Source organism: Sphingobacterium sp. UBA5789, assembly GCF_002418355.1.
Lineage (GTDB): Bacteria > Bacteroidota > Bacteroidia > Sphingobacteriales > Sphingobacteriaceae > Sphingobacterium.
In genome coordinates this window covers 37906-56550 of the sequence record NZ_DIDX01000004.1, presented here as the reverse complement: position 1 = coordinate 56550, position 18645 = coordinate 37906, and the positions used below count along the sequence as shown (strand labels likewise).

General features: G+C 37.0%; 18 protein-coding genes. 4 read left to right on the top strand and 14 right to left on the bottom strand.

Going from position 1 to position 18645, the window contains the following annotated elements; genetic code table 11:
• Positions 1–12: 12 nt before the first annotated feature.
• The 6 genes from B4B65_RS09615 to B4B65_RS09590 form a co-directional block, all read right to left on the bottom strand.
• Positions 13–1332 carry a serine hydrolase domain-containing protein gene (locus B4B65_RS09615; protein WP_293915419.1) on the bottom strand — a complete coding sequence of 440 codons (1320 nt, stop codon included), beginning with the start codon at positions 1330–1332 and terminating at the stop codon, positions 13–15.
• A gap of 6 nt (positions 1333–1338) precedes the next feature.
• Positions 1339–1938, bottom strand: a complete 600-nt coding sequence (locus B4B65_RS09610) for an HAAS signaling domain-containing protein (RefSeq protein WP_293915417.1) — start codon at positions 1936–1938, stop codon at positions 1339–1341.
• Positions 1935–2267, bottom strand: a complete 333-nt coding sequence (locus tag B4B65_RS09605) for a PadR family transcriptional regulator (RefSeq protein ID WP_293915415.1) — start codon at positions 2265–2267, stop codon at positions 1935–1937. Before B4B65_RS09605 ends, B4B65_RS09610 begins: the two co-directional genes overlap by 4 nt.
• Positions 2268–2434: 167 nt before the next feature.
• Positions 2435–3736: a hypothetical protein gene (locus tag B4B65_RS09600; RefSeq protein WP_293915413.1), complete on the bottom strand. Its 1302-nt coding sequence runs from the start codon at positions 3734–3736 to the stop codon at positions 2435–2437.
• An 81-nt stretch (positions 3737–3817) separates the two neighbouring features.
• Positions 3818–4801, bottom strand: coding sequence for a lipoate--protein ligase (locus B4B65_RS09595; RefSeq protein ID WP_293915411.1), 984 nt, complete (start codon positions 4799–4801; stop codon positions 3818–3820).
• A gap of 148 nt (positions 4802–4949) precedes the next feature.
• On the bottom strand, positions 4950–5399 hold the full coding sequence (locus B4B65_RS09590; RefSeq protein WP_293915409.1) for a GNAT family N-acetyltransferase: 450 nt from the start codon (positions 5397–5399) through the stop codon (positions 4950–4952).
• A 992-nt stretch (positions 5400–6391) separates the two neighbouring features.
• Here B4B65_RS09590 and B4B65_RS09585 point away from each other — a divergent pair.
• Entirely contained in the window at positions 6392–8362 is a 1971-nt protein-coding gene (locus B4B65_RS09585; protein WP_293915407.1) for a transglutaminase domain-containing protein, read from the top strand.
• Between the two features lie 79 nt (positions 8363–8441).
• On the opposite strand, the gene B4B65_RS09580 is transcribed toward B4B65_RS09585, so the two are convergent.
• Positions 8442–9230, bottom strand: coding sequence for a S1/P1 nuclease (locus B4B65_RS09580; protein ID WP_293915405.1), 789 nt, complete (start codon positions 9228–9230; stop codon positions 8442–8444).
• Positions 9231–9272: 42 nt separating this feature from the next.
• Positions 9273–9782, bottom strand: a complete 510-nt coding sequence (locus tag B4B65_RS09575) for a DUF4268 domain-containing protein (RefSeq protein WP_201678840.1) — start codon at positions 9780–9782, stop codon at positions 9273–9275.
• A gap of 40 nt (positions 9783–9822) precedes the next feature.
• Between B4B65_RS09575 and B4B65_RS09570 the strand changes: the two genes are divergently transcribed.
• Positions 9823–10356 carry a lipocalin family protein gene (locus tag B4B65_RS09570; protein ID WP_293915403.1) on the top strand — a complete coding sequence of 178 codons (534 nt, stop codon included), beginning with the start codon at positions 9823–9825 and terminating at the stop codon, positions 10354–10356.
• On the opposite strand, the gene B4B65_RS09565 is transcribed toward B4B65_RS09570, so the two are convergent.
• Together B4B65_RS09565 and B4B65_RS09560 are read right to left on the bottom strand one after the other, a co-directional pair.
• Positions 10353–10664 carry a hypothetical protein gene (locus tag B4B65_RS09565; protein WP_201678838.1) on the bottom strand — a complete coding sequence of 104 codons (312 nt, stop codon included), beginning with the start codon at positions 10662–10664 and terminating at the stop codon, positions 10353–10355. The genes B4B65_RS09570 and B4B65_RS09565 overlap by 4 nt on opposite strands.
• A gap of 102 nt (positions 10665–10766) precedes the next feature.
• Positions 10767–12071: an ammonium transporter gene (locus B4B65_RS09560; RefSeq protein WP_002996385.1), complete on the bottom strand. Its 1305-nt coding sequence runs from the start codon at positions 12069–12071 to the stop codon at positions 10767–10769.
• 300 nt (positions 12072–12371) lie between these two features.
• On the opposite strand from B4B65_RS09560, the gene B4B65_RS09555 reads away from it, so the two are divergent.
• A complete protein-coding gene (locus tag B4B65_RS09555; protein ID WP_293915396.1) occupies positions 12372–13427 on the top strand; it encodes an outer membrane beta-barrel protein in 1056 nt (351 codons plus the stop codon).
• 62 nt (positions 13428–13489) lie between these two features.
• On the opposite strand, the gene B4B65_RS09550 is transcribed toward B4B65_RS09555, so the two are convergent.
• Entirely contained in the window at positions 13490–14830 is a 1341-nt protein-coding gene (locus B4B65_RS09550) for a DUF937 domain-containing protein (protein WP_293915394.1), read from the bottom strand.
• Positions 14831–14983: 153 nt separating this feature from the next.
• Here B4B65_RS09550 and B4B65_RS09545 point away from each other — a divergent pair, with 153 nt between their 5' ends.
• Positions 14984–16396, top strand: a complete 1413-nt coding sequence (locus tag B4B65_RS09545; RefSeq protein WP_293915392.1) for an alkaline phosphatase — start codon at positions 14984–14986, stop codon at positions 16394–16396.
• 102 nt (positions 16397–16498) lie between these two features.
• Here B4B65_RS09545 and B4B65_RS09540 read toward each other — a convergent pair whose 3' ends face one another.
• The 3 genes from B4B65_RS09540 to B4B65_RS09530 all read right to left on the bottom strand — a co-directional run bounded on the left by B4B65_RS09540 (position 16499) and on the right by B4B65_RS09530 (position 18507).
• Positions 16499–16906, bottom strand: a complete 408-nt coding sequence (locus tag B4B65_RS09540) for an NUDIX hydrolase (RefSeq protein ID WP_293915390.1) — start codon at positions 16904–16906, stop codon at positions 16499–16501.
• 16 nt (positions 16907–16922) lie between these two features.
• Complete coding sequence (locus B4B65_RS09535; protein ID WP_293915388.1) at positions 16923–17861, bottom strand: polysaccharide deacetylase family protein; 939 nt, start codon at positions 17859–17861, stop codon at positions 16923–16925.
• Between the two features lie 160 nt (positions 17862–18021).
• Positions 18022–18507: a hypothetical protein gene (locus tag B4B65_RS09530; protein ID WP_293915386.1), complete on the bottom strand. Its 486-nt coding sequence runs from the start codon at positions 18505–18507 to the stop codon at positions 18022–18024.
• Positions 18508–18645 lie beyond the last annotated feature (138 nt).

Here is an 18645-nt window from a genome sequence, read left to right as displayed (position 1 = left end):
AGCTATCCGCTACTATTCTTTCGTAAAAATAAACTCTCCTCCTCTTTGCTTCAGTACAAAGGTTTTAGTATCCGGATTAAACTCCATTACAATTCCCGCCTGATCAAACTTAAATTTGTGTTTTTCTACCGCTTCCAGTGAAAAAGAAGGTTGACCTGTAGCCTGTGCGATAAGAGTTTGATTGTTTTTCGTAACGGTAATTTTTATCGGGATCTGAGTGGAGGCATAAGTCCCTAAATAAACATCCAGATCTTCAGTGCTATTTTCATATGTCCGGAAATCAGGAATATCAAAAGGCTTATTGTAAACGGCACTCAGTGCTGCAATTGCAATATTATTATTATTAAAGTTTGATGCGTTTGACGTAAGTGCAAAAGTTACATTACCACTTTCAAAATGGGAAAATGTAGAAGAAAAACCATCTATACCACCCGAATGCCCGTATCCTTTTTTATCATAAAAGGGTACCTGAAATAAACCCAGTCCATAACCGTCTTTTATGGTTTGCATCAGTTCAACACTTTCCTTTTTCAACAGTTTTCCAGTAAAGAGAGCATCACTGAATTTTGTCAGATCTGAAGGCGTTGACAGTATACCTCCGGCTCCCAGTGGTATAGAAATATCTGTTTCAGACTCCGGTTTCCAACCCGCTTCAAAATCATAAGATTTAGCCTCATTATTTTTAACATTAATCTTGCCGCCAAGATAAGTATTGCTTAATCCGAGTGGCTTAGTAATATAGCTGGTCAAAAGTTCTGCATACGACTTTTTGAACGTTTTCTCCAGAATGAAAGTCAGCAACACAAAATTTGAATTACTATACTCCCCCCTACTATCCGGCTCAAAATCACTTCCGCCTTTTGTAATTACATCAAGCATATCCTTTTCTGACATCGCCTTTGTATTCCAGGTCAGGTAATCTGTATCGTCTGTAAAATTATGAATACCACTTCTGTGATTTAACAAATGTCTAACAGTAATCTTATCTGCATTTTTTATTGCCGGAAAATACTTTTTAATAGTCTGGTCAAGAGATAGTTTTTTATCTTCCACCGCTTTCATTACTAACACAGTAGTAAATGTTTTGGAAATGGAACCAATTCTGTATTTTGAATTTTCATTGGCTTTGATCTTATTTTCCAGATCGATATATCCAACAGATTTAGTATACACAATTTCACCATTTTGTGCAATTGCGAGACTTCCCATAAACTTGTTATTATCTTCCAGGGCTTTGATATACAAATCAAGCTTTTCTGTATCTATTTTTTGTGCAGATGCAAAAGACGTCAGACAAAAGACAGCTAAGTAGGTTAATGATTTTTTAAACATAATGAGTTATTTAATGGTTCTTTTTAATCGAAGTAGTAAAGTTATGAGTACATAAAAAACAAGCACCAGCAGCAGCATAGCCGGAATAAACCAATGACCTAATTGCTCATACTGCTGATAAGTGATTCCGTTTTCTCTGTAATAACCCAGAATAAAAATTTCGTTGGGTTTGAAGAAAAAGCCAACATTTTCGGGATCTACCAGCTTTGCACCGATGAGGAATATAAAACCAAACAGCAGCAAATATAACAGCGTGAAGATCACATAAGACACCCCGTTGCCGATATTCAATATAAGTGCTTTCAGAATATGGAGAGGATTGAATGACTTCGTTGCTTCTTCCAGTTTTTTTTCAGCGACCAAAGGCTTCAGAAAGGTTTCAGGTTGACCCAGGTTTTCCAATACATCCAGCAGTCGCTCCACTTCCCCTTTTTCGACAGCCACTGAATCGGCAATACTTTCGTATATGTGGCTGTTAATCTCCAGCAATATCTCTTGTTGATTAGTCTTATCAAGCGATTTTGTAGCCTGCTGAATTCTGGAGATATAATCCAGATAAATCCGTTTTGAATTTTTATCCTTGAAAGCGATCTCTTTAAATTTCATATTTGATTTAAGGTTGCATTGAGGTTGTCCCAATAAGTTTTCATTTCGTTTGCAGTACTTAATCCCAAAATTGTAATCTTGTAATACTTTCTGGGAATACCGGAGTCCTGCTCTACCCATTTGGAATCTACCAGTTCTTCCTTTTTTAGTCTGTTCATCAAAGGATAAAGTGTTCCTTCAGCAATTTCAATACTGGTTCTTCTTTTTATCTCATTGATGAGGTCATATCCGTAATATTCCTTTTCATCTTTCAGAATACTTAACACTAAAAAAGACAGGGTGCCTTTCTTAAGTTGGGATATCCATTTAGTAGTAAAGTCTTCATTCATCAAACAAATATAAAACAAAATACATAGCATAACAAAGTACTATGTTAAAATATACAGCAGACAGTATAAACAAAAACCATTAACAATTGATTATCAGGACAATAATCCTATACTGTCTGAATAAGCTAGCTAAAATATATAGTTACAATGAAGGTATGGACGGATTATTATTTAATAATATATAGTTTTCGGAGGCTGTTGGCAAACAGTTTATAGTGTAGATTTTTATTTTCGAAATACAGATAGGTCGTAAAAAAATCATTATCCGGTCTACTTAATGTACCGAACAATTGGCCATTTATAGTAACAGGAGTCTGTTGCCATTCTTCATCCAGATAAAACTGATCTTTAAACTTCAGCGTATCTTTACCGACGATCAGGTTAGTATAAAGATATCCCAGCCATTCATCCGATTTTGAAGCAGGTGTATTCCCACCTATAATATGTGTTAGTCTGGTCAATTTTATCTTCTCAAAATACAGTGACTCTATATTTGTACTGACATTGTCCACCCAGTCGAGTCCGTTTTCGGCCGGATGGCCAAATATGTTGTTAATAGTTTTTCCCCGGCTCCGCACATACGGATATCCTTTTTTATCCTCATTCAGATTCTCGAAAAAGATAAACCAGTCATCCCCTATTTTATAAACAATTTTTTGAAAATAGATAGTTTCCTGACCTTCCTTGCGCAGGGAATGGTCATAATCGGTATAAAATACAGAAGCATCACCCTGTATTCTGCGATAAAGTTCTATTTGCCGGCCTTCATCCCATTCGAGATTTTCATTTTGAATGATTATATTTTTTCTGGAACTGTCTCCATCGAGCGGCCATGTCTTGTAATAAGCTTGATTTGCATTGATCAGATAACCCTCAAAAAGTAATTCTTCATCTTTATAGCTTTTCTGTACGTAGCTGTACGTATCAGAAATATTCCCCGAAGGATCCAGTTTTGTAAATTCATACTTCGCAAATACATGATCCGAATTTTCCTCTCCCTTCTTTTCTCTTTTGATAATCAGATTATCATTTATCGTAAGGTAATGATCAATGTTTTCCTCGCTTTCATACAACAAGTTTATCGTTCTGCTTCCGAATTTTAAAGGCGGCTGGTTAATGTCCCGATATCCGGCATATAATGAAGGTAGTTTGTTGGAATGAAACTGATTTCTAAGCCATATATCCATATTCCAAACACCGGAATTATACATTATCAAAAACAACAGGATACCGGATACAGAGAATAGCCACGGCAGTTTGTGTATAGATTTGAAGTAATCAAAGATATAATAAAACAGAAATCCGCAAATAAATACTACAGGAGTAAAAAACAGATAGGCCAATCCGTCAAGACCGCCTTTCGGTATAAAGTAAATGATAATACCATACACTACTGTAATGCCTAATGCACAAAGAAGCGCTTTTAGTACTTTTTTATGTTTCCGCTTATTAGGTGATACCTCTTCCATACGTAGAGTTTAGCTATAATTCTAAGATATAAACAAAAGCAAAAATTAACAACAGATTCTCCGTATTCCAACAAGATCAGTTTATTTAAAAAGTTCCAGAATCTCAGCTACACTTACCCTCCCAAAGTAAGCTGTAAGATCTGTGGAAGACAACAATTGTTCAATTTGATCAATATCATGCTTCTGGCCAGTAATTGCCGCTTCCAGTTCCTCAATAGGCTTGGACGCAAAGAAATCACCGAATATTTTAACTTTTTCTATCACCCCCTTATCTACATCCAAATGCAGTTCGATAAATCCGGCTGGTATTTTGATCGATTTTTTAAAATTATAATTAGGAGAGAAACCATAATTCCAATCCCATGTGCTATACTTCTCTGCTACCAGCTTTTCAATTCCCTGAATATCTTCCTCTGTAAACTGATAGACGCTGGCTCCTGGATTATTCTGCAACATCTCATCAATCAACAAGTGCTTTAGAACTTCCGTAGTGGTATTTTCAGGTAAATAATCAATTAAGTTAGTCACTCGTGCTCTGTTGGATTTAACCGCTTTATCTACAAATTTCAGCGGGTTTACCTTTATCGCCTCAACCAGAACATTCATCTGAGAATTAATCAAAATCGTCCCGTGCTGAATTATTTTCCCGTTTTTAGAAAGCTTTGCATTCCCACTAAACTTCTTCCCATCCACCAGTAAATCATTACGCCCTTCAAGTTTTGCAGGGACATTCATCTTATTTAACAAGGCAATTACAGGTTGAGTAAACTGAGAAAAATCCATAAAATCATTTGATCCGACGAGTGTATGAAAAGAAAAATTCAGATTTCCCATATCGTGATATACCGTACCACCACCGGACATTCTTCTCACTACTTTGATATGCTGCTCTCTGACATAGTCCAGATTAATCTCCGCCAATGTATTCTGAAACTTACCCACAATAATGGAGGGCGCATTGACATATAACAGAAAAATATCTTCTTTCGGATATTTGTACAACAGATATTCCTCAGATGCAATATTAAAATAAGCATTAGTAGAAGGTGAATCAATGATGAGCATAATACATACAGTTTTAGCAAAGTTAGCAAGTTTTTCTAAAGCACTCTTTCAGATGACTGTCATTACCCGTATATTATCTGATAAAAAAAATCGCAGTTATTTTTACAATAATTGCGATTTTATAATAGTAACAACAGGAATCATGGATCTACAGCTCAATCTGGTAAATCCGGGATTCTTCCTCCCATGGATGATATCCCTGGCCAATATATTGAAATCCATACTTTTCATAATAACCAATATGATCGGTACTGAGGTTAAGATACCGGAAACCAAATTTACGTGTATCTTCTTTTACTCTGTCAATAAGTAAAGTAGCATATGCGTGTCCCCGATGTTCTTCTGCAATATAAATGGCACATATCCAGGGATAAAGATCCATCCGGCTAATAAAATCATTGGTGATCAATCCGGCACAACCGATAATCTTCTGATCCTTTTCTAATAAATACCACTGCGGTAGTTCCTGCACTGCATCTATACAGTGCGTGATACAGTCTTCATAAATAACAGGGGAAACATCAGGCCATGACTGTTGCAAAAAACGGATAGCAATCTCTTTATATTCGGGATTTTCGCGTACTGATATAATGTGCATAGGGCTGTAAAATAAAACAACCACAATTATAAAGAATTTATACAGATAAATGATGGTAATTCTTAATGATCAGAAATTATGATGGTTCATATCTCTGTACATCAGGATAGCTGCATAAATAATACAAGCTATGAATCCTGTTCCCAGAATAAAAAGTAGTATCATGATAGGTAGATTAAAACAACACTAAAATACAAAACCTAAATGAATGTATCAAGTTTGTTGCATAACAATCTTACCGGGATTCAAAAAAATACTTCAGAAGAAGAAAGAGAGAGACTCTATTAAAAAGAAAAGACACTATAGGAGACTTGTTGGGAGGGTCTCAGAAAGGCATTAATTCTGCTCTGTCCGCTCCCCCTTTATTAATAAATATCCTATAGAAACTATACATGTCACAATCACCACTGCAAAAAATGTCAACACTACAATCATTGTTTTTATATTTGTTGCAAACATAATAATATGTCATTTTTCAAACAAAAACAATACGAAATTCTGTGTAGAAATAACTCTACAGAATTTTATATTTAACAGTTTATCTCCGCACGCAGCAACAACACCTACTGTCATACTTAACAATTTGATCATTTTTGCTTTATCCGTTATTAATAATGAGTCAGTAAATTTGTATTAATAAATAGAATAAGGACGTTTAAATAACAGGTCATGATTAAAGATGAATTATTTGCAACAGAGGTCCTGTCAGATGGAGTAGAATTTACATTTGATGGTGACGATTATCTTTCAGGTGAAGATTAAGTAAAAAGTAACCCCGAAAGAATGACGCTTTAACAAGAGATTGTTAAAGTTTTTTTGTTTTATAGCTTTATCTTTTACAATTATCCGAATTTCATTCCCTCGATAATAAACAATTATCATCGATTTTTGATAAAATAAATTTAATTCAAACCTTGCATATTTAAAGTTTAAATCACATCTTTACTGCTTCTCAATAAAGACAGAATTATTAACTATTGACCTTTTTTTTCATGCAAAAAATATTTTGTGTTGCTGCACTCATGCTATGCAGCATATCAGGATTTGCTCAGGATTTTTCTTTTGGAAAAATTACTAAGGAAGACCTAAACTTTAACCGAAACACAATTGACAGCAATGCCAATGCAGTAGTGCTTCGCGAATACGGAAATGCCAGTATCATTATCGATCCTGCAAAAGGAGGTCTGATGCTTGAATTCTACTATCACATCAAGACCAAAATTTTCACTAAAGAAGGGTTCAGCAAAGCTGATTTTACTATACCTCTATATACATCCGGAAACTCAAAAGAAGTCATTTCCTCAATTAAAGGAGTGACATATAATCTTAACGGGGAGAAGATAGCAGAATACGATCTGGATAAAAGCAAGATCTTTAATGAGAAATCGACCAAATCCGTTGCGCTAACCAAACTGACTTTACCCAATATTCAGGAAGGCTCGATTATCGAACTTCGTTATACGATCAACTCCCCTTTTCTCTACAATTTCAGAACATGGAAATTTCAGGAAGATATACCGAAAGTATACAGTGAATTTGTTTCCAAAATACCCGAAATATGTATTTATAATCAGAATATGAGAGGGTCGTTAAGCATTTCCAAGCATAATAAGGAAAATTACAACACGGATATGCGTAGTGAAATCGGGGAAGTACACGGTTCCAAAACGACCTATGGAATGGAAAATATTCCAGCCTTCATCAATGAAGATTACATGACTTCGGCAGACAACTGGCGGTCTTCCTTATCTTTTGAACTGGCCAGCTACAGAATCCCGATGGGCGCAAATCACAATTTCACCAGAACCTGGGAAGACGTAGAGAAACAGCTGTATACAGATGAAGAATTCGGTGGTCAGATCAAGAAAAAAGGACTTTTTAAAGCGATTTTACCATCTGTAATAGCAGACAAAAAAACAGATCTTGAAAAAGCCAAAGCTATCCACAGTTATATCAACAAGCAAATAAAATGGGATAAGACAAATGGAGTATTCACAGACAAAGGAATAAAAGATGCATTAGAGAAAAGATCCGGAAACGTGGCAGATATTAATTTAGCTCTTATTGCTGCATTAAATGCTGCAGATATTAACGCCAATCCTCTGATACTTTCCACCCGTGCCAATGGCTACCCGAATATTGCAACTCCTGTTCTCTCCGATTTCAATTATGTAGTCGCGCAGGTGAATATCGATTCGACAGTCTATTATCTGGATGCTACAGAATCCATTATTCCATTTGGCAGTCTACCCCTACGCTGTATCAACTATCAGGGTCGCTTATTTCCAAAAGGAGGCGGATCCGAATGGGTGGAACTCAAAGCAAAAGAAAAATCTACAGTTTACTATGATTTTTCAGGAAAACTGAATGACAAAGGAAAGCTAACCGGAAATCTACAGATCAGAAGACTTGGCTTTGATGCCTATAACAAGAGAAAAGAGATCCGGGAATATAACTCACTCGAAGAATACTTTGAAAAATTAGAAGAAAATAACAGCAAAATAAACTACTTAAAATCAGATGTTACGCATATAGATAGTACAGAATATTTCTTAGTAGAGACATTTGATATAGAGATAGACAATTTTTGTTCTACCCATCAGAATGATCTCCTTTTTAATCCGCTTTTTATTGGCAAAACAAGTAAAAACCCTTTTAATCTGGAGCAGCGTAATTACCCTATCGACATGGGCTCTACCATAGAAGAAGTTCTTACTATGGAAATAGAATTACCTGAAGGGTACCAACTGAAAGAAAAACCTAAGAACGTTATTATGTCCTTACCAAATAAAGATGCAAGGTATTTTTATACGTCTAAGATGGAGGATAATAAACTCCACATCAATGTTGCTACGCAGATCAATAAACCATTCTTTATGCCTGAAGAATATTTTGACCTGAAAGAATTTTTCAGCCGGATTATTCAGTCCCAAAAACTGGAAATCACCTTATCTAAGATATAACCAAGAGATAGAGAAGTCACAAAAAAGGGATGACTTAATCAAGTCATCCCTTTTTATATTCCTTTAATATTCAGGCAGCTTACCCAAAAATTTCGTTCAGCACCTTCGCCAGACGCAGTCCGCCCTTTAACAAAGCATCTTCCACTACATATTTATTATCATATATATAACGATAAGACAGATTAGAATTCTGCTCCACATCTTTATAGATTTTATTGGCTACTATATGCGTGTCGTATAACCAGGAAGCAAAATCACCCTCTGTCAGCTTTTGATTCTCCTGTTTAGTATGAATATCAAGAACATTTGCATATTCAGTATAGCTGTATTTTTCATAGTCTACCAGATTAGAATCCCATACACGATGAATATTATCCGGTTTTCCAAACCACATCACTTCAATTTTATTACCACCCAGGTCTGCTGGTCTTCCCACATGCATAGGCTGATGCGCATCTCCTATCAGATGGATCAGAAAATAAAGATTCTGTTGCATTTCTGTCAAGCCCTTATCTTTTGCTTTCAAATCAGCAGACAAACGAATTAGCTGTTTGTATATATTATTATCAGGTGACTGCTGCAGCGCGGTAGCAAACTGTTCCTTCGTCAGGTTTCCGTCGGTATTGATATAATGGAAAGGGGATGTCTCATCAAAAGCATGATCTGATTTCACAAAATCCGGCCAATTTGCCCAGTAAGCAAGATGTTGCTTTCCGATTAGTTTGGCAATATTCTTCTTTGCCTTATTAGTCAGGTGGCGCTCTGCAATTTCTGTAACGACACGGTGACCTGTCATTCCCCAACCCCACACCGATGATGTCTGAGCAAAAAATGCCAGAAGCAACAACAATTTTATTATTTTCTTCATAGTATTGAATTTATATGCAAAAATATAGATAATATGGCACTCCTATTTAAATAAATCAAAACCATATTGGGCATCATTCCAGAATTCATCAAGAGCACTTATCCGTGGTTTTAGAAAAGAAATAAGTTCCGGCCAGTCTTTTTCATTATAGATGCTAATGCCTGACACTTCCGTATAAATTCTGGATATTTTTTTTCCGTCTGCATCATAACCCTCTTTTTCCCAATTCCACTCTTCACCGAGCACCCCATGCAAAAGTTTTTTGTACTGTTCGAATTGCTCATACATAAGCAGACGAATGCCCGAATCAGGATGTGATATTTCAATCATGATCTCTGCATTTCGTTTGTCAGCGTTCATTCTGAAATAAAGATGCTTGATTCCGGTGCGGTAATTGATCCAATTAATTTTTGCACCTTCACTATTGGGTTGTAAGCTCATAAATTGACCAAATTTGGTCCAGAATGTTTCTTTGATCCGTTTAGATTCTTCTCTTGAATACAATGTAAAGCCCTGTAATTTTTGTTCAAAACTATTGAAAAATTCAAACATATCGAAGTCCGGGACGTTATAATTATATAAACGTTACGCTATGGACAAGAAAAAATCACTACTGCTTCTATCCGCCACCGCTGTTGGCACCTTGTTATACCAGGCATTTAAGCCTGTCAAATCGGATATCAGAGGAGTCTCAAATTTTAATCTTGACAGTTACCTTGGACAATGGTACGAAATAGCCAGACTGGACTTTAGGTGGGAGAAAAATCTCAAAAATGTAACAGCAAATTACAGTCTTGATGAAGATGGTAGCATTCAGGTAGTAAATGAAGGCTACGATATGCGCAAGCAGAAACAGAAGAAAAGCATAGGAAAGGCAAAATTTATGCGCGACCAGAATGAAGGTGCATTCAAGGTCAGTTTCTTCCCTCCTTTTTCAGCGGGCTATCATGTGATGAAAATAGATCCCGATTATAAGTATGCTTTGGTATTTGGCGACAACCTCAATTACATGTGGATTCTATCCCGGGAAAAATCAATCCCCGGCGATATCAAATCAATCTATCTGGATTTTGCATTACGAAGCGGATTTGAAATCCACAAACTAGTATGGACAACACAGGATTAATACCCGTCAAAAATTGGGCTGAGAACGGTATAATCAAGGGTAGGATCATTCGCAAACTCAATAGACATTTCTTTCATATCTGCAACAGACATCATATTCTTAAGCCCTTTATTATATAACTGGCACAGATAAAATGCAGCATTTACTTTTTCGTCAAGTGTCAGTACGGAACTGCCGACGTAAAAGTTAAGCACGGAAGTCACATAATCTCCGAAAACATCAAAGCCAAAGGCTCCTGATACATGCATGGAGTGGCGCATAAATTTTTCAAAATCAGATTTAAGCGTTGCGTAGACCGTATCTTTCATGAGGACAAAAATGCAATAAAAAATGTACTTAACCAAAAAATGGCACAGCTTAAGCCGTGCCATTACATTTAGGGTTATAGTTAATTGGTTTGGGATATCTTATTATAACTCTTCATCGTGCTGTGTAATATCCAGCCCCAATTTTTCCTCTTCTTCATGCACACGCAGAGGTGTTATCAGATCCGTGATCTTGATCAGCAAAAGAGAACCGAAAAATGCAAACAAGGAAACGGCTATCAATGCAACAACATGCGCCAGGAATAAGCTGGTCTCCCCGAAATACAATCCGTTAGCAGTCACCACGCTGTTGACGTTGCTATTTGCAAATACACCTGTCAGTACCATACCAACCATACCCCCCACTCCATGACAAGGAAATACATCCAGCGTATCATCTATACTGGTTTTACTGCGCAAAAACACAACCAGATTACTGACTAAAGCGGCTACAAGTCCAATGACGATCGAATGCGGAATACTGACAAAACCGGCTGCCGGTGTAATCGCCACCAAACCTACGACAGCACCTATACAGGCACCCATTGCAGACGGTTTCTTACCTCTGATAATATCTACGAATATCCAGGCTATTGCAGCCACAGCAGAAGCGGTAGTCGTGGTCGCAAATGCATATGCAGCAAGACCATTTGCAGCACCAGCAGAGCCGGCATTAAACCCAAACCAGCCGAACCAAAGCAACGCTGTTCCTAATATGACATAACTGATACGAGCAGGAGAATGCGTAGGTGTTTTTCTTCCTTTCAGATATACAGCAGAAGCTAATGCAGCCCATCCTGCAGACATGTGTACTACTGTACCACCAGCAAAATCCAAAACACCGAATTTAGCGAGTATCCCTTCTGGATGCCAGGTTGCATGTGCTAAAGGCATATAAATAAAAATACTGAACAAAATAATAAATACCATAAACGAATTGAACCGCACGCGTTCTGCGAAAGCACCTGTAATCAAAGCAGGAGTGATAATTGCAAACTTCAGTTGAAACATAGCAAATAACACCAGTGGAACAGTAGGCAAAGCTCCCCAGGCCACATTCCCAAGCATTCCCTTCATCATATAAAAAGTACGTGGATCACCGATCACTCCTCCGATATCATCTCCGAATGCAAGACTAAATCCTACAATCACCCATAGTACCGAAATAATACACATACAGATAAAGCTTTGCATCATCGTAGAGATCACATTCTTCTTACTCACCATACCCCCATAAAAGAAGGCTAAACCTGGTGTCATAATCAATACAAGAGCGGAAGATGTCAATAACCAGGCTGTATCTCCCGAATCAATCTTTATATCTGCTACATTAGTTACATCAATAGAGGGAGTTAACAAGCCTATAATGGCCAAAATTGTTAAAATAATCAATGGAACGGTTTTTTTCATAATGTTTTAATTGTTTTTAATTCAAATTTTGCTAATAATTAATGATTTTAGATGAAAAACAGATAAAAATTGATGTATAAAATTAAATTCAAAACAAATATATGATCAAATATTTACAAATCAACAAATTATTTTAAATAATATTCATACATTTATAAAAAATCAACTAAAAATCTAAAGAAAAACCACAAAACGGACAAAATAAAAATTAAATTCACCAATTATTTAAACTGAAATTAGATGAAACAAGGTTTTTAGATTTAAAAAACTAAAAAAAATCAACCATTTAAAACTAAAAACATGAAAAAATTAACCACTTTATCAATTATTTACTGTCTATTTCTAAATTTCACCAAAGCACAGGAAGAAAAAACAACATTATTAGGGTTAGAAATCTCAGGATCGGTAGACACTTATTGGAAATATGATTTCCAAAATCAGCCTAATATCAAAACTTACTTCACAGAAGACAATAATTCCGTATCCATAGGCATGGTAGATCTGGCACTAAAAAAGAAAACTGGCCGAGCTTCTTTCGTTGGGGAACTTTCCTTTGGCCCCAGAGGACAGTACAGATCTATCCTGAACGGAGACGGACAAGCCGGCGACGACAACAATAGTTTTCATATCCAAAACCTGTATGTATCCTATGATCTGACGGAGAAATTAAGTATGACTGCCGGATTTATGGGCACATTTGTAGGATATGAGGTTATATGCCCATCCAACAACTTTCACTACTCTACTTCTTACCTTTTCGGAGCCGGGCCATTTCAGGATGCCGGATTAAAAGCTAACTACACATTTTCGGACAAGGTGGCCCTGATGGTAGGAATTTTTAACGACTGGAATGTTTATCAGGATTTTAACGGAGTTTCTCACTTTGGATCACAACTCAGCGTCATTCCAAATGATGCTTCGAGTTTTTACCTTAATTTTCTTACCGGATCTTCTGTAGGTGGAGCAGAGAACTACAGTTCAGGTACATTATTAGATCTGGTTGGAAATTACAGCTTCTCTCCACGCTTCACGCTCGGACTCAATGCGACAAACTACAATCAGAAAGGTGATGCAGGCTATTCCGGAATAGCCCTTTATCCGAGAATAAATATTAATGAAAACATAGGTATTGGTGTAAGGGGTGAATATTTCAAAACTAAAGACTCTCCTGTATTAGCAATTGAAGAAAACGAAATATGGTCAGCAACACTAAGCGGACACCTCAGACATCATGGCTTTTCATTTATACCAGAAGTACGGTTTGACAACAGCAAAAACGAAATGTTTGTTAAAAAAGATCTGAGTCCCACTAAAAATGCAGGACAATTCTCTATGGCACTCGTGTATGCATTCTAAATAACAAAGGCTGTCCACATTATTTGGACAGCCTTCTTATTGTAAAATTAAATTTTCAGTTCTTATTTACGAACACTTACAGAAACCCTGCGGTCTTTGATCCTGTCAGACTCAGGTGCCTCCGCCGGATACCGGGCAATTTCAGACCCGTACCCTTCTGTACCGGCAACCTGTGTTCCCAGTCCCTGCTCCTCTAAAAATACTTTTACGGCATTTGCACGATCCAATGACAACTTTTTGTTAAAAGCCTCATCCCCTGTCTTGTCCGTATACCCACCGATCTTAACTTTCGCATCCGGGAATACTTTTAATATAGCAGCCAAATTTAACAACTGATCTCTACTAGCAGGCAATATCTTAGCGGTACCAGTCTCAAAATTCAGATTATCAAAATCAAACCATTTATTTTTAAGCGTATCATCAGGAAGAGCCTTATAGTCTGACTGCAGGAATTTAATCAGATTATCTTCTATTCCTCTCGGATAAGCACGAAGTTCCTGCCCGTCAGGTAATTTTAAAATTACCGGTTCCCGGCTGGACAAACCATCTGATTCCCCTAATGAATCCGCAGGGTTCGTTTGGGATGATGTATCCCGACCATTAGCAGTAGAGTCTGCCGTACCAGCTCCATTACCAGCACAGCTTCTGCCAAATAAAAACCAAAGAGCAACAAGTACCAACGGTATCAGCACCCACCATAGCCCGCTTGATTTTTTCACTTCTCTCACAGCCTCCTGTGTATGTATGGCCGGTTCAGGATTAACTGGCGGAACAGTGAGCACAGGTGGTTCTACAACAGGAATATCTGCAGGAGGAATAGGCGTCTCTACAGCCGGACGTTGAATATCTGTATCTGAGAACAGGTTACCAAAAGCTCCCAGTCCTAATCCTGCAGGCAGAGCTGCTGCAAAATTACTTTTATTCTCATTCAGTAAATTAGAAATATTACCCGCATCCCAGTTACTTCCATTATTAGTCAGACTGGCAAATACTGCAGGTAGTGCCGAACTCAGCAGCTTCTGAATGGTATCTGATTTAATTCCGATAAATCCGGAAATAGCAGAAACCACTGCCTCCAGTTTATCTCCAAATATACGCTGCAACAGATGCTGATGCTCAGGATGCTGACTATTTACGTCTTCTGCTGTTTCTTCAGATGAGGGTGAACGCTCAGGATTAAACCATTGCTGAAAATCAAAATTGCCAAAATGACTCTTAGCTTGCTCCAGTATAGTACTTAATCCACTTTCATTTTCGCTTTGCAAACCTAAAAACAAAGCAGGAATGACTAAATCTGTTCCCTGCTTAAGTTGAGCAGAATCCACACCTACCGATCCGGATAGCTTTGAAAGTACATCCTCATTGAAGAATGCCTTTGCGTTATTTAAGAGATTGTTTTCCATAATATTGATCCATTGTTTAATAAACTAATTAACAATCAGCAGGATAATTTGTTTTGAGATAACCCTGACCGCACTTAATATTACGTTAACACTAATGCACTATCTTTGATCACTGTATTCCATTTATTAAAAACTGATACACATACTCATAACATGAAAAAACTATCTTTATTATTTGCATTATCCATCCTCAGTCTGCAGCTGGCTTTTGCCCAACAAAAACCTAAATATATTTTCTTTATGATAGGTGATGGAATGGGTTTGAATCAAGTGAATCTTACTGAAATGTATCTTGCCGAACGGGAAGGGCGGATTGGTATTTCACCACTTGTATTTACAAGTTTTCCCGTTGCATCTTTCGCTACTTCTTATTCTACTTCAAACGGAGTAACAGACTCCGGAGCAGGAGGTACAGCACTCGCTGTAGGTCATAAAACGAAAAACGGTGTCATCGGCATGGACAGCACTAAAACAAAATCACTGAAAAGCATCGCTTATCTTGCCAAAGAAAGAGGGATGAAAGTCGGTATCACGACAAGTGTCAGTATAGATCATGCAACACCAGCTTCCTTCTATGCTAACCAACCGGACCGCGATATGTACTACGAAATTGCTGAAGATATTCTTAAATCTGATTTCGACTTTTTCGGAGGTTCCGGATTCTTAAAACCTGAACAAAACTTCAAAAAAGAAAAAGTAACTCCCATTACTCAGATTTTACAAAAGGGAGGCTATTCATTAGCTGAAGGTTACAAGGAATATGAAGGACTTAAAAATAAAGCAGGAAAAATAATATTGTCCAATAATAAGGGAGATGATCAGGTATCCTTAAAATATGCAATTGATCAAAACACAAATGACCTGACACTTAAGCAGATTACCTCAGCAGCAATTGAATCCCTGACAAAAGAAAACAACAATGGATTTTTCCTGATGGTAGAAGGTGGCAAAATTGACTGGGCCTGTCATTCCAATGACGGAGCAACTGCTGTAAAAGAAGTATTGGATTTTAATGAAGCCGTAAAGGAAGCGTTTGATTTCTATAAAAAACATCCGGAAGAAACGCTTATTATTGTTACAGCTGATCATGAAACCGGAGGAATGACACTTGGAACGGGCAGTTCCAGATTATCTTTTAAAAATCTGGAGTTACAGAAAAAATCACAAAGCGAATTGTCTGCACAGATTTCTAAATTAAGAATTTCAAATCCTAAAACTACCTGGGAGGAGATTAAACAATTACTTTCGGATCAACTCGGACTATGGTCTGCGATCAAAGTAAGCAAAGCAGATGAACAGAATATGCACGAAACCTATCTTCGCAGTTTTGTAAATCATGAAACACAGGAATCCAAAAGCCTGTATGCTACTGACGATAAATTAGCGACTCTTGCTGTAAAAGTCCTGAATGATGCATCGACTCTTGGATGGGGTTCCGGTAATCATTCGGCAAGTTATATCCCGATATTTGCTATTGGAAGCGGAAGTGAATTATTCACACACAAAATGGAAAATACAGATATTCCCAAAAAAGTAGCCAGGTTATTAAATGCTCAACTGGATTAACAATCTAGCCTATAAATAATAAAAGCTCCTTAATGGAGCTTTTATTATTTATTTCGGTCGTTGCAATACCTTGTTGAAGAAAAGAAATGTATTTGACATTCTTTATAATTGTAACCATCTGGGAACAACAAATTCTTCTGCCAGATGTGCAAGTTTGTATTCCTTGTAATTAAGCTGATCTACCCAGACTGCCTCTTCTAATTCTGCCTGTGGACATATTTCCTTAATTTCAGGTAATATAATTTTAAAAACATGTCCTTCTACTACTGTATTAGCTTCATTCACAGCCTCAGCTTCATGTGTGCCCAGAAAAAGTAATTCTTCTACCGATACTCTTAATCCGGTCTCCTCTTCTATTTCTCTGATTACTGTTTTGACAGACGTCTCTCCTTCTTCTGCTTTACCGCCAGGTAACTGATAATATAAAGAACCTTTTTTACGAACGAGCAGCAATTGCTTCGCAGGATTCAGCACCATTGCAGCGCATATTTCTATTCTCTGTTTCTTCAAAGCAGATAATCCGTTATTAGTATTTTACCGGATAATCGCGCATATGCTCAAAGTGGTAGTTCGGATTAGACTTTAAACTGTCAATCAGATCAGACAACAATTTTTGCCCTTTTCTATTCTGAAACATATCATCATGCATCAGTAGCACAACATTATTGGCAGTAAATGAATCTTTCTTTTTCAATCTGTTTTTCATGCGTTGATATATTTCATTAACAGATTGTACGGGCTGTCCTGTTAGTCCGTGGATTTTCCACTCCACATCCCATCCCATGATTTCATATCCATTTGCATAAAGCAAATCTGCGGTACTGGTTCCACTCTGCAAATCAATCCTTCTTCTGTCTTTAAAATACCAGATATTACGTCCCGGCATACGGGTAATCTTATATTTCAAAGCCAGATCAGCTTCATTTTTTTCAAAATCCGAAAATGCATGATCCGGATTACTGTAAAAAACACTGAATTTATTATTGGCATGCGTATAACTATGGTTATAGCAATCAACCAATGGATTGTTATAATATCTCAAATAATCCTTTTTGAGCCTTTTACTCATATTTGCGTGTTTACCGATCAGAAACACATTGATTTTGATATTCTTTGCTGTAGCAATGGAATCAATTGCTGAACTTCCGATCAGTGGTCCGTCATCAAAAGTCAGGTAAATGTGCTTTGGAAGACTGTCTAATCTTGCATTAATAGAATCTCGCTGTGCCTTAGTCAGCTTTGCTTTATCAACAGGTTCTTTTTTCTTAACCGAATCTACGGTTAATGTATCTTTTTTTGTCTGAAGATCTTTTTTCTCGGGACTATGCTCTTCCTTTTTCACAACCGAATCCTGATGCTCAACAGTAGAAGTTTTTTGAGAAGACTGATTATTTCCGCAGGACTGCGTACTTAAAACAAGTACAGATAGCGCCAAAGCTGCCGCCACATTTCCAATTAATCGCATTTAATATTATTTTTTATATTAGACTTTTTAATAAAAGTTACGCAAAAATAACATATTAAATCTGACTTATCTAATTTCAAAGAAAAGTTGTTTCAAAAAACAACAAAGGAATCCTGATGTGGGATTCCTTTGTTAATAAAGCTATAAATTTATAGCTGAACTAGTCATGATGACGTCCTTTATTCTTGTTGCGGTGCTTATTTCCCTTATGATTATCCTTACGGTCGTGACGATCATACCGATCCCGGTCATGACGATCCGAACGGCCTCGCCCATCTCTTAAATTTACCTGACTATAATTACCGGAATATCTGTGATAGCGCTCATGATAATGACTATGACGGTGCCAAGGATTACGATCATTTACCACGACCTTATATGTCCTGTACATATTATAGCGACGGTATTTGCTTGGCAAGCTACCTCGGGTAACCCATCTGTTTCCATGATAATAAGTATAGCGACGATGTACAACATCATAATATACATCCATTTCCGGCATATAATAATAACGTACATAATCGTATCCTACTGGTCCCCAAAGGGGCTGATTTCCGATATTGACATTGATGCGAACCTGAGCCTGAGACGGAGTGAAAGAGAAGATCCCTCCGATAAGCAATGTAATGTAAAGTAATTTTTTCATGGAACCCTCCCTCTTTAATGTTTTTCTAATGTATGTGATTACTCTTTGCTCTTTATGACTGCATATTATTTATAAAAGATTAATCGAAAACAAAAACAAAGTGACAATACACTGATAATGTGGGTATTATTTTACTTA

Excerpts from the sequence above, each read along its gene's own strand:
- B4B65_RS09615 (WP_293915419.1), bottom strand. The coding sequence starts at position 1,332 with ATGTTTAAAAAATCATTAACCTACTTAGCTGTCTTTTGTCTGACGTCT.
- B4B65_RS09610 (WP_293915417.1), bottom strand. The coding sequence starts at position 1,938 with ATGAAATTTAAAGAGATCGCTTTCAAGGATAAAAATTCAAAACGGATT.
- B4B65_RS09605 (WP_293915415.1), bottom strand. The coding sequence starts at position 2,267 with ATGAATGAAGACTTTACTACTAAATGGATATCCCAACTTAAGAAAGGC.
- B4B65_RS09600 (WP_293915413.1), bottom strand. The coding sequence starts at position 3,736 with ATGGAAGAGGTATCACCTAATAAGCGGAAACATAAAAAAGTACTAAAA.
- B4B65_RS09595 (WP_293915411.1), bottom strand. The coding sequence starts at position 4,801 with ATGCTCATCATTGATTCACCTTCTACTAATGCTTATTTTAATATTGCA.
- B4B65_RS09590 (WP_293915409.1), bottom strand. The coding sequence starts at position 5,399 with ATGCACATTATATCAGTACGCGAAAATCCCGAATATAAAGAGATTGCT.
- B4B65_RS09585 (WP_293915407.1), top strand. The coding sequence starts at position 6,392 with ATGCAAAAAATATTTTGTGTTGCTGCACTCATGCTATGCAGCATATCA.
- B4B65_RS09580 (WP_293915405.1), bottom strand. The coding sequence starts at position 9,230 with ATGAAGAAAATAATAAAATTGTTGTTGCTTCTGGCATTTTTTGCTCAG.
- B4B65_RS09575 (WP_201678840.1), bottom strand. The coding sequence starts at position 9,782 with ATGTTTGAATTTTTCAATAGTTTTGAACAAAAATTACAGGGCTTTACA.
- B4B65_RS09570 (WP_293915403.1), top strand. The coding sequence starts at position 9,823 with ATGGACAAGAAAAAATCACTACTGCTTCTATCCGCCACCGCTGTTGGC.
- B4B65_RS09565 (WP_201678838.1), bottom strand. The coding sequence starts at position 10,664 with ATGAAAGATACGGTCTACGCAACGCTTAAATCTGATTTTGAAAAATTT.
- B4B65_RS09560 (WP_002996385.1), bottom strand. The coding sequence starts at position 12,071 with ATGAAAAAAACCGTTCCATTGATTATTTTAACAATTTTGGCCATTATA.
- B4B65_RS09555 (WP_293915396.1), top strand. The coding sequence starts at position 12,372 with ATGAAAAAATTAACCACTTTATCAATTATTTACTGTCTATTTCTAAAT.
- B4B65_RS09550 (WP_293915394.1), bottom strand. The coding sequence starts at position 14,830 with ATGGAAAACAATCTCTTAAATAACGCAAAGGCATTCTTCAATGAGGAT.
- B4B65_RS09545 (WP_293915392.1), top strand. The coding sequence starts at position 14,984 with ATGAAAAAACTATCTTTATTATTTGCATTATCCATCCTCAGTCTGCAG.
- B4B65_RS09535 (WP_293915388.1), bottom strand. The coding sequence starts at position 17,861 with ATGCGATTAATTGGAAATGTGGCGGCAGCTTTGGCGCTATCTGTACTT.
- B4B65_RS09530 (WP_293915386.1), bottom strand. The coding sequence starts at position 18,507 with ATGAAAAAATTACTTTACATTACATTGCTTATCGGAGGGATCTTCTCT.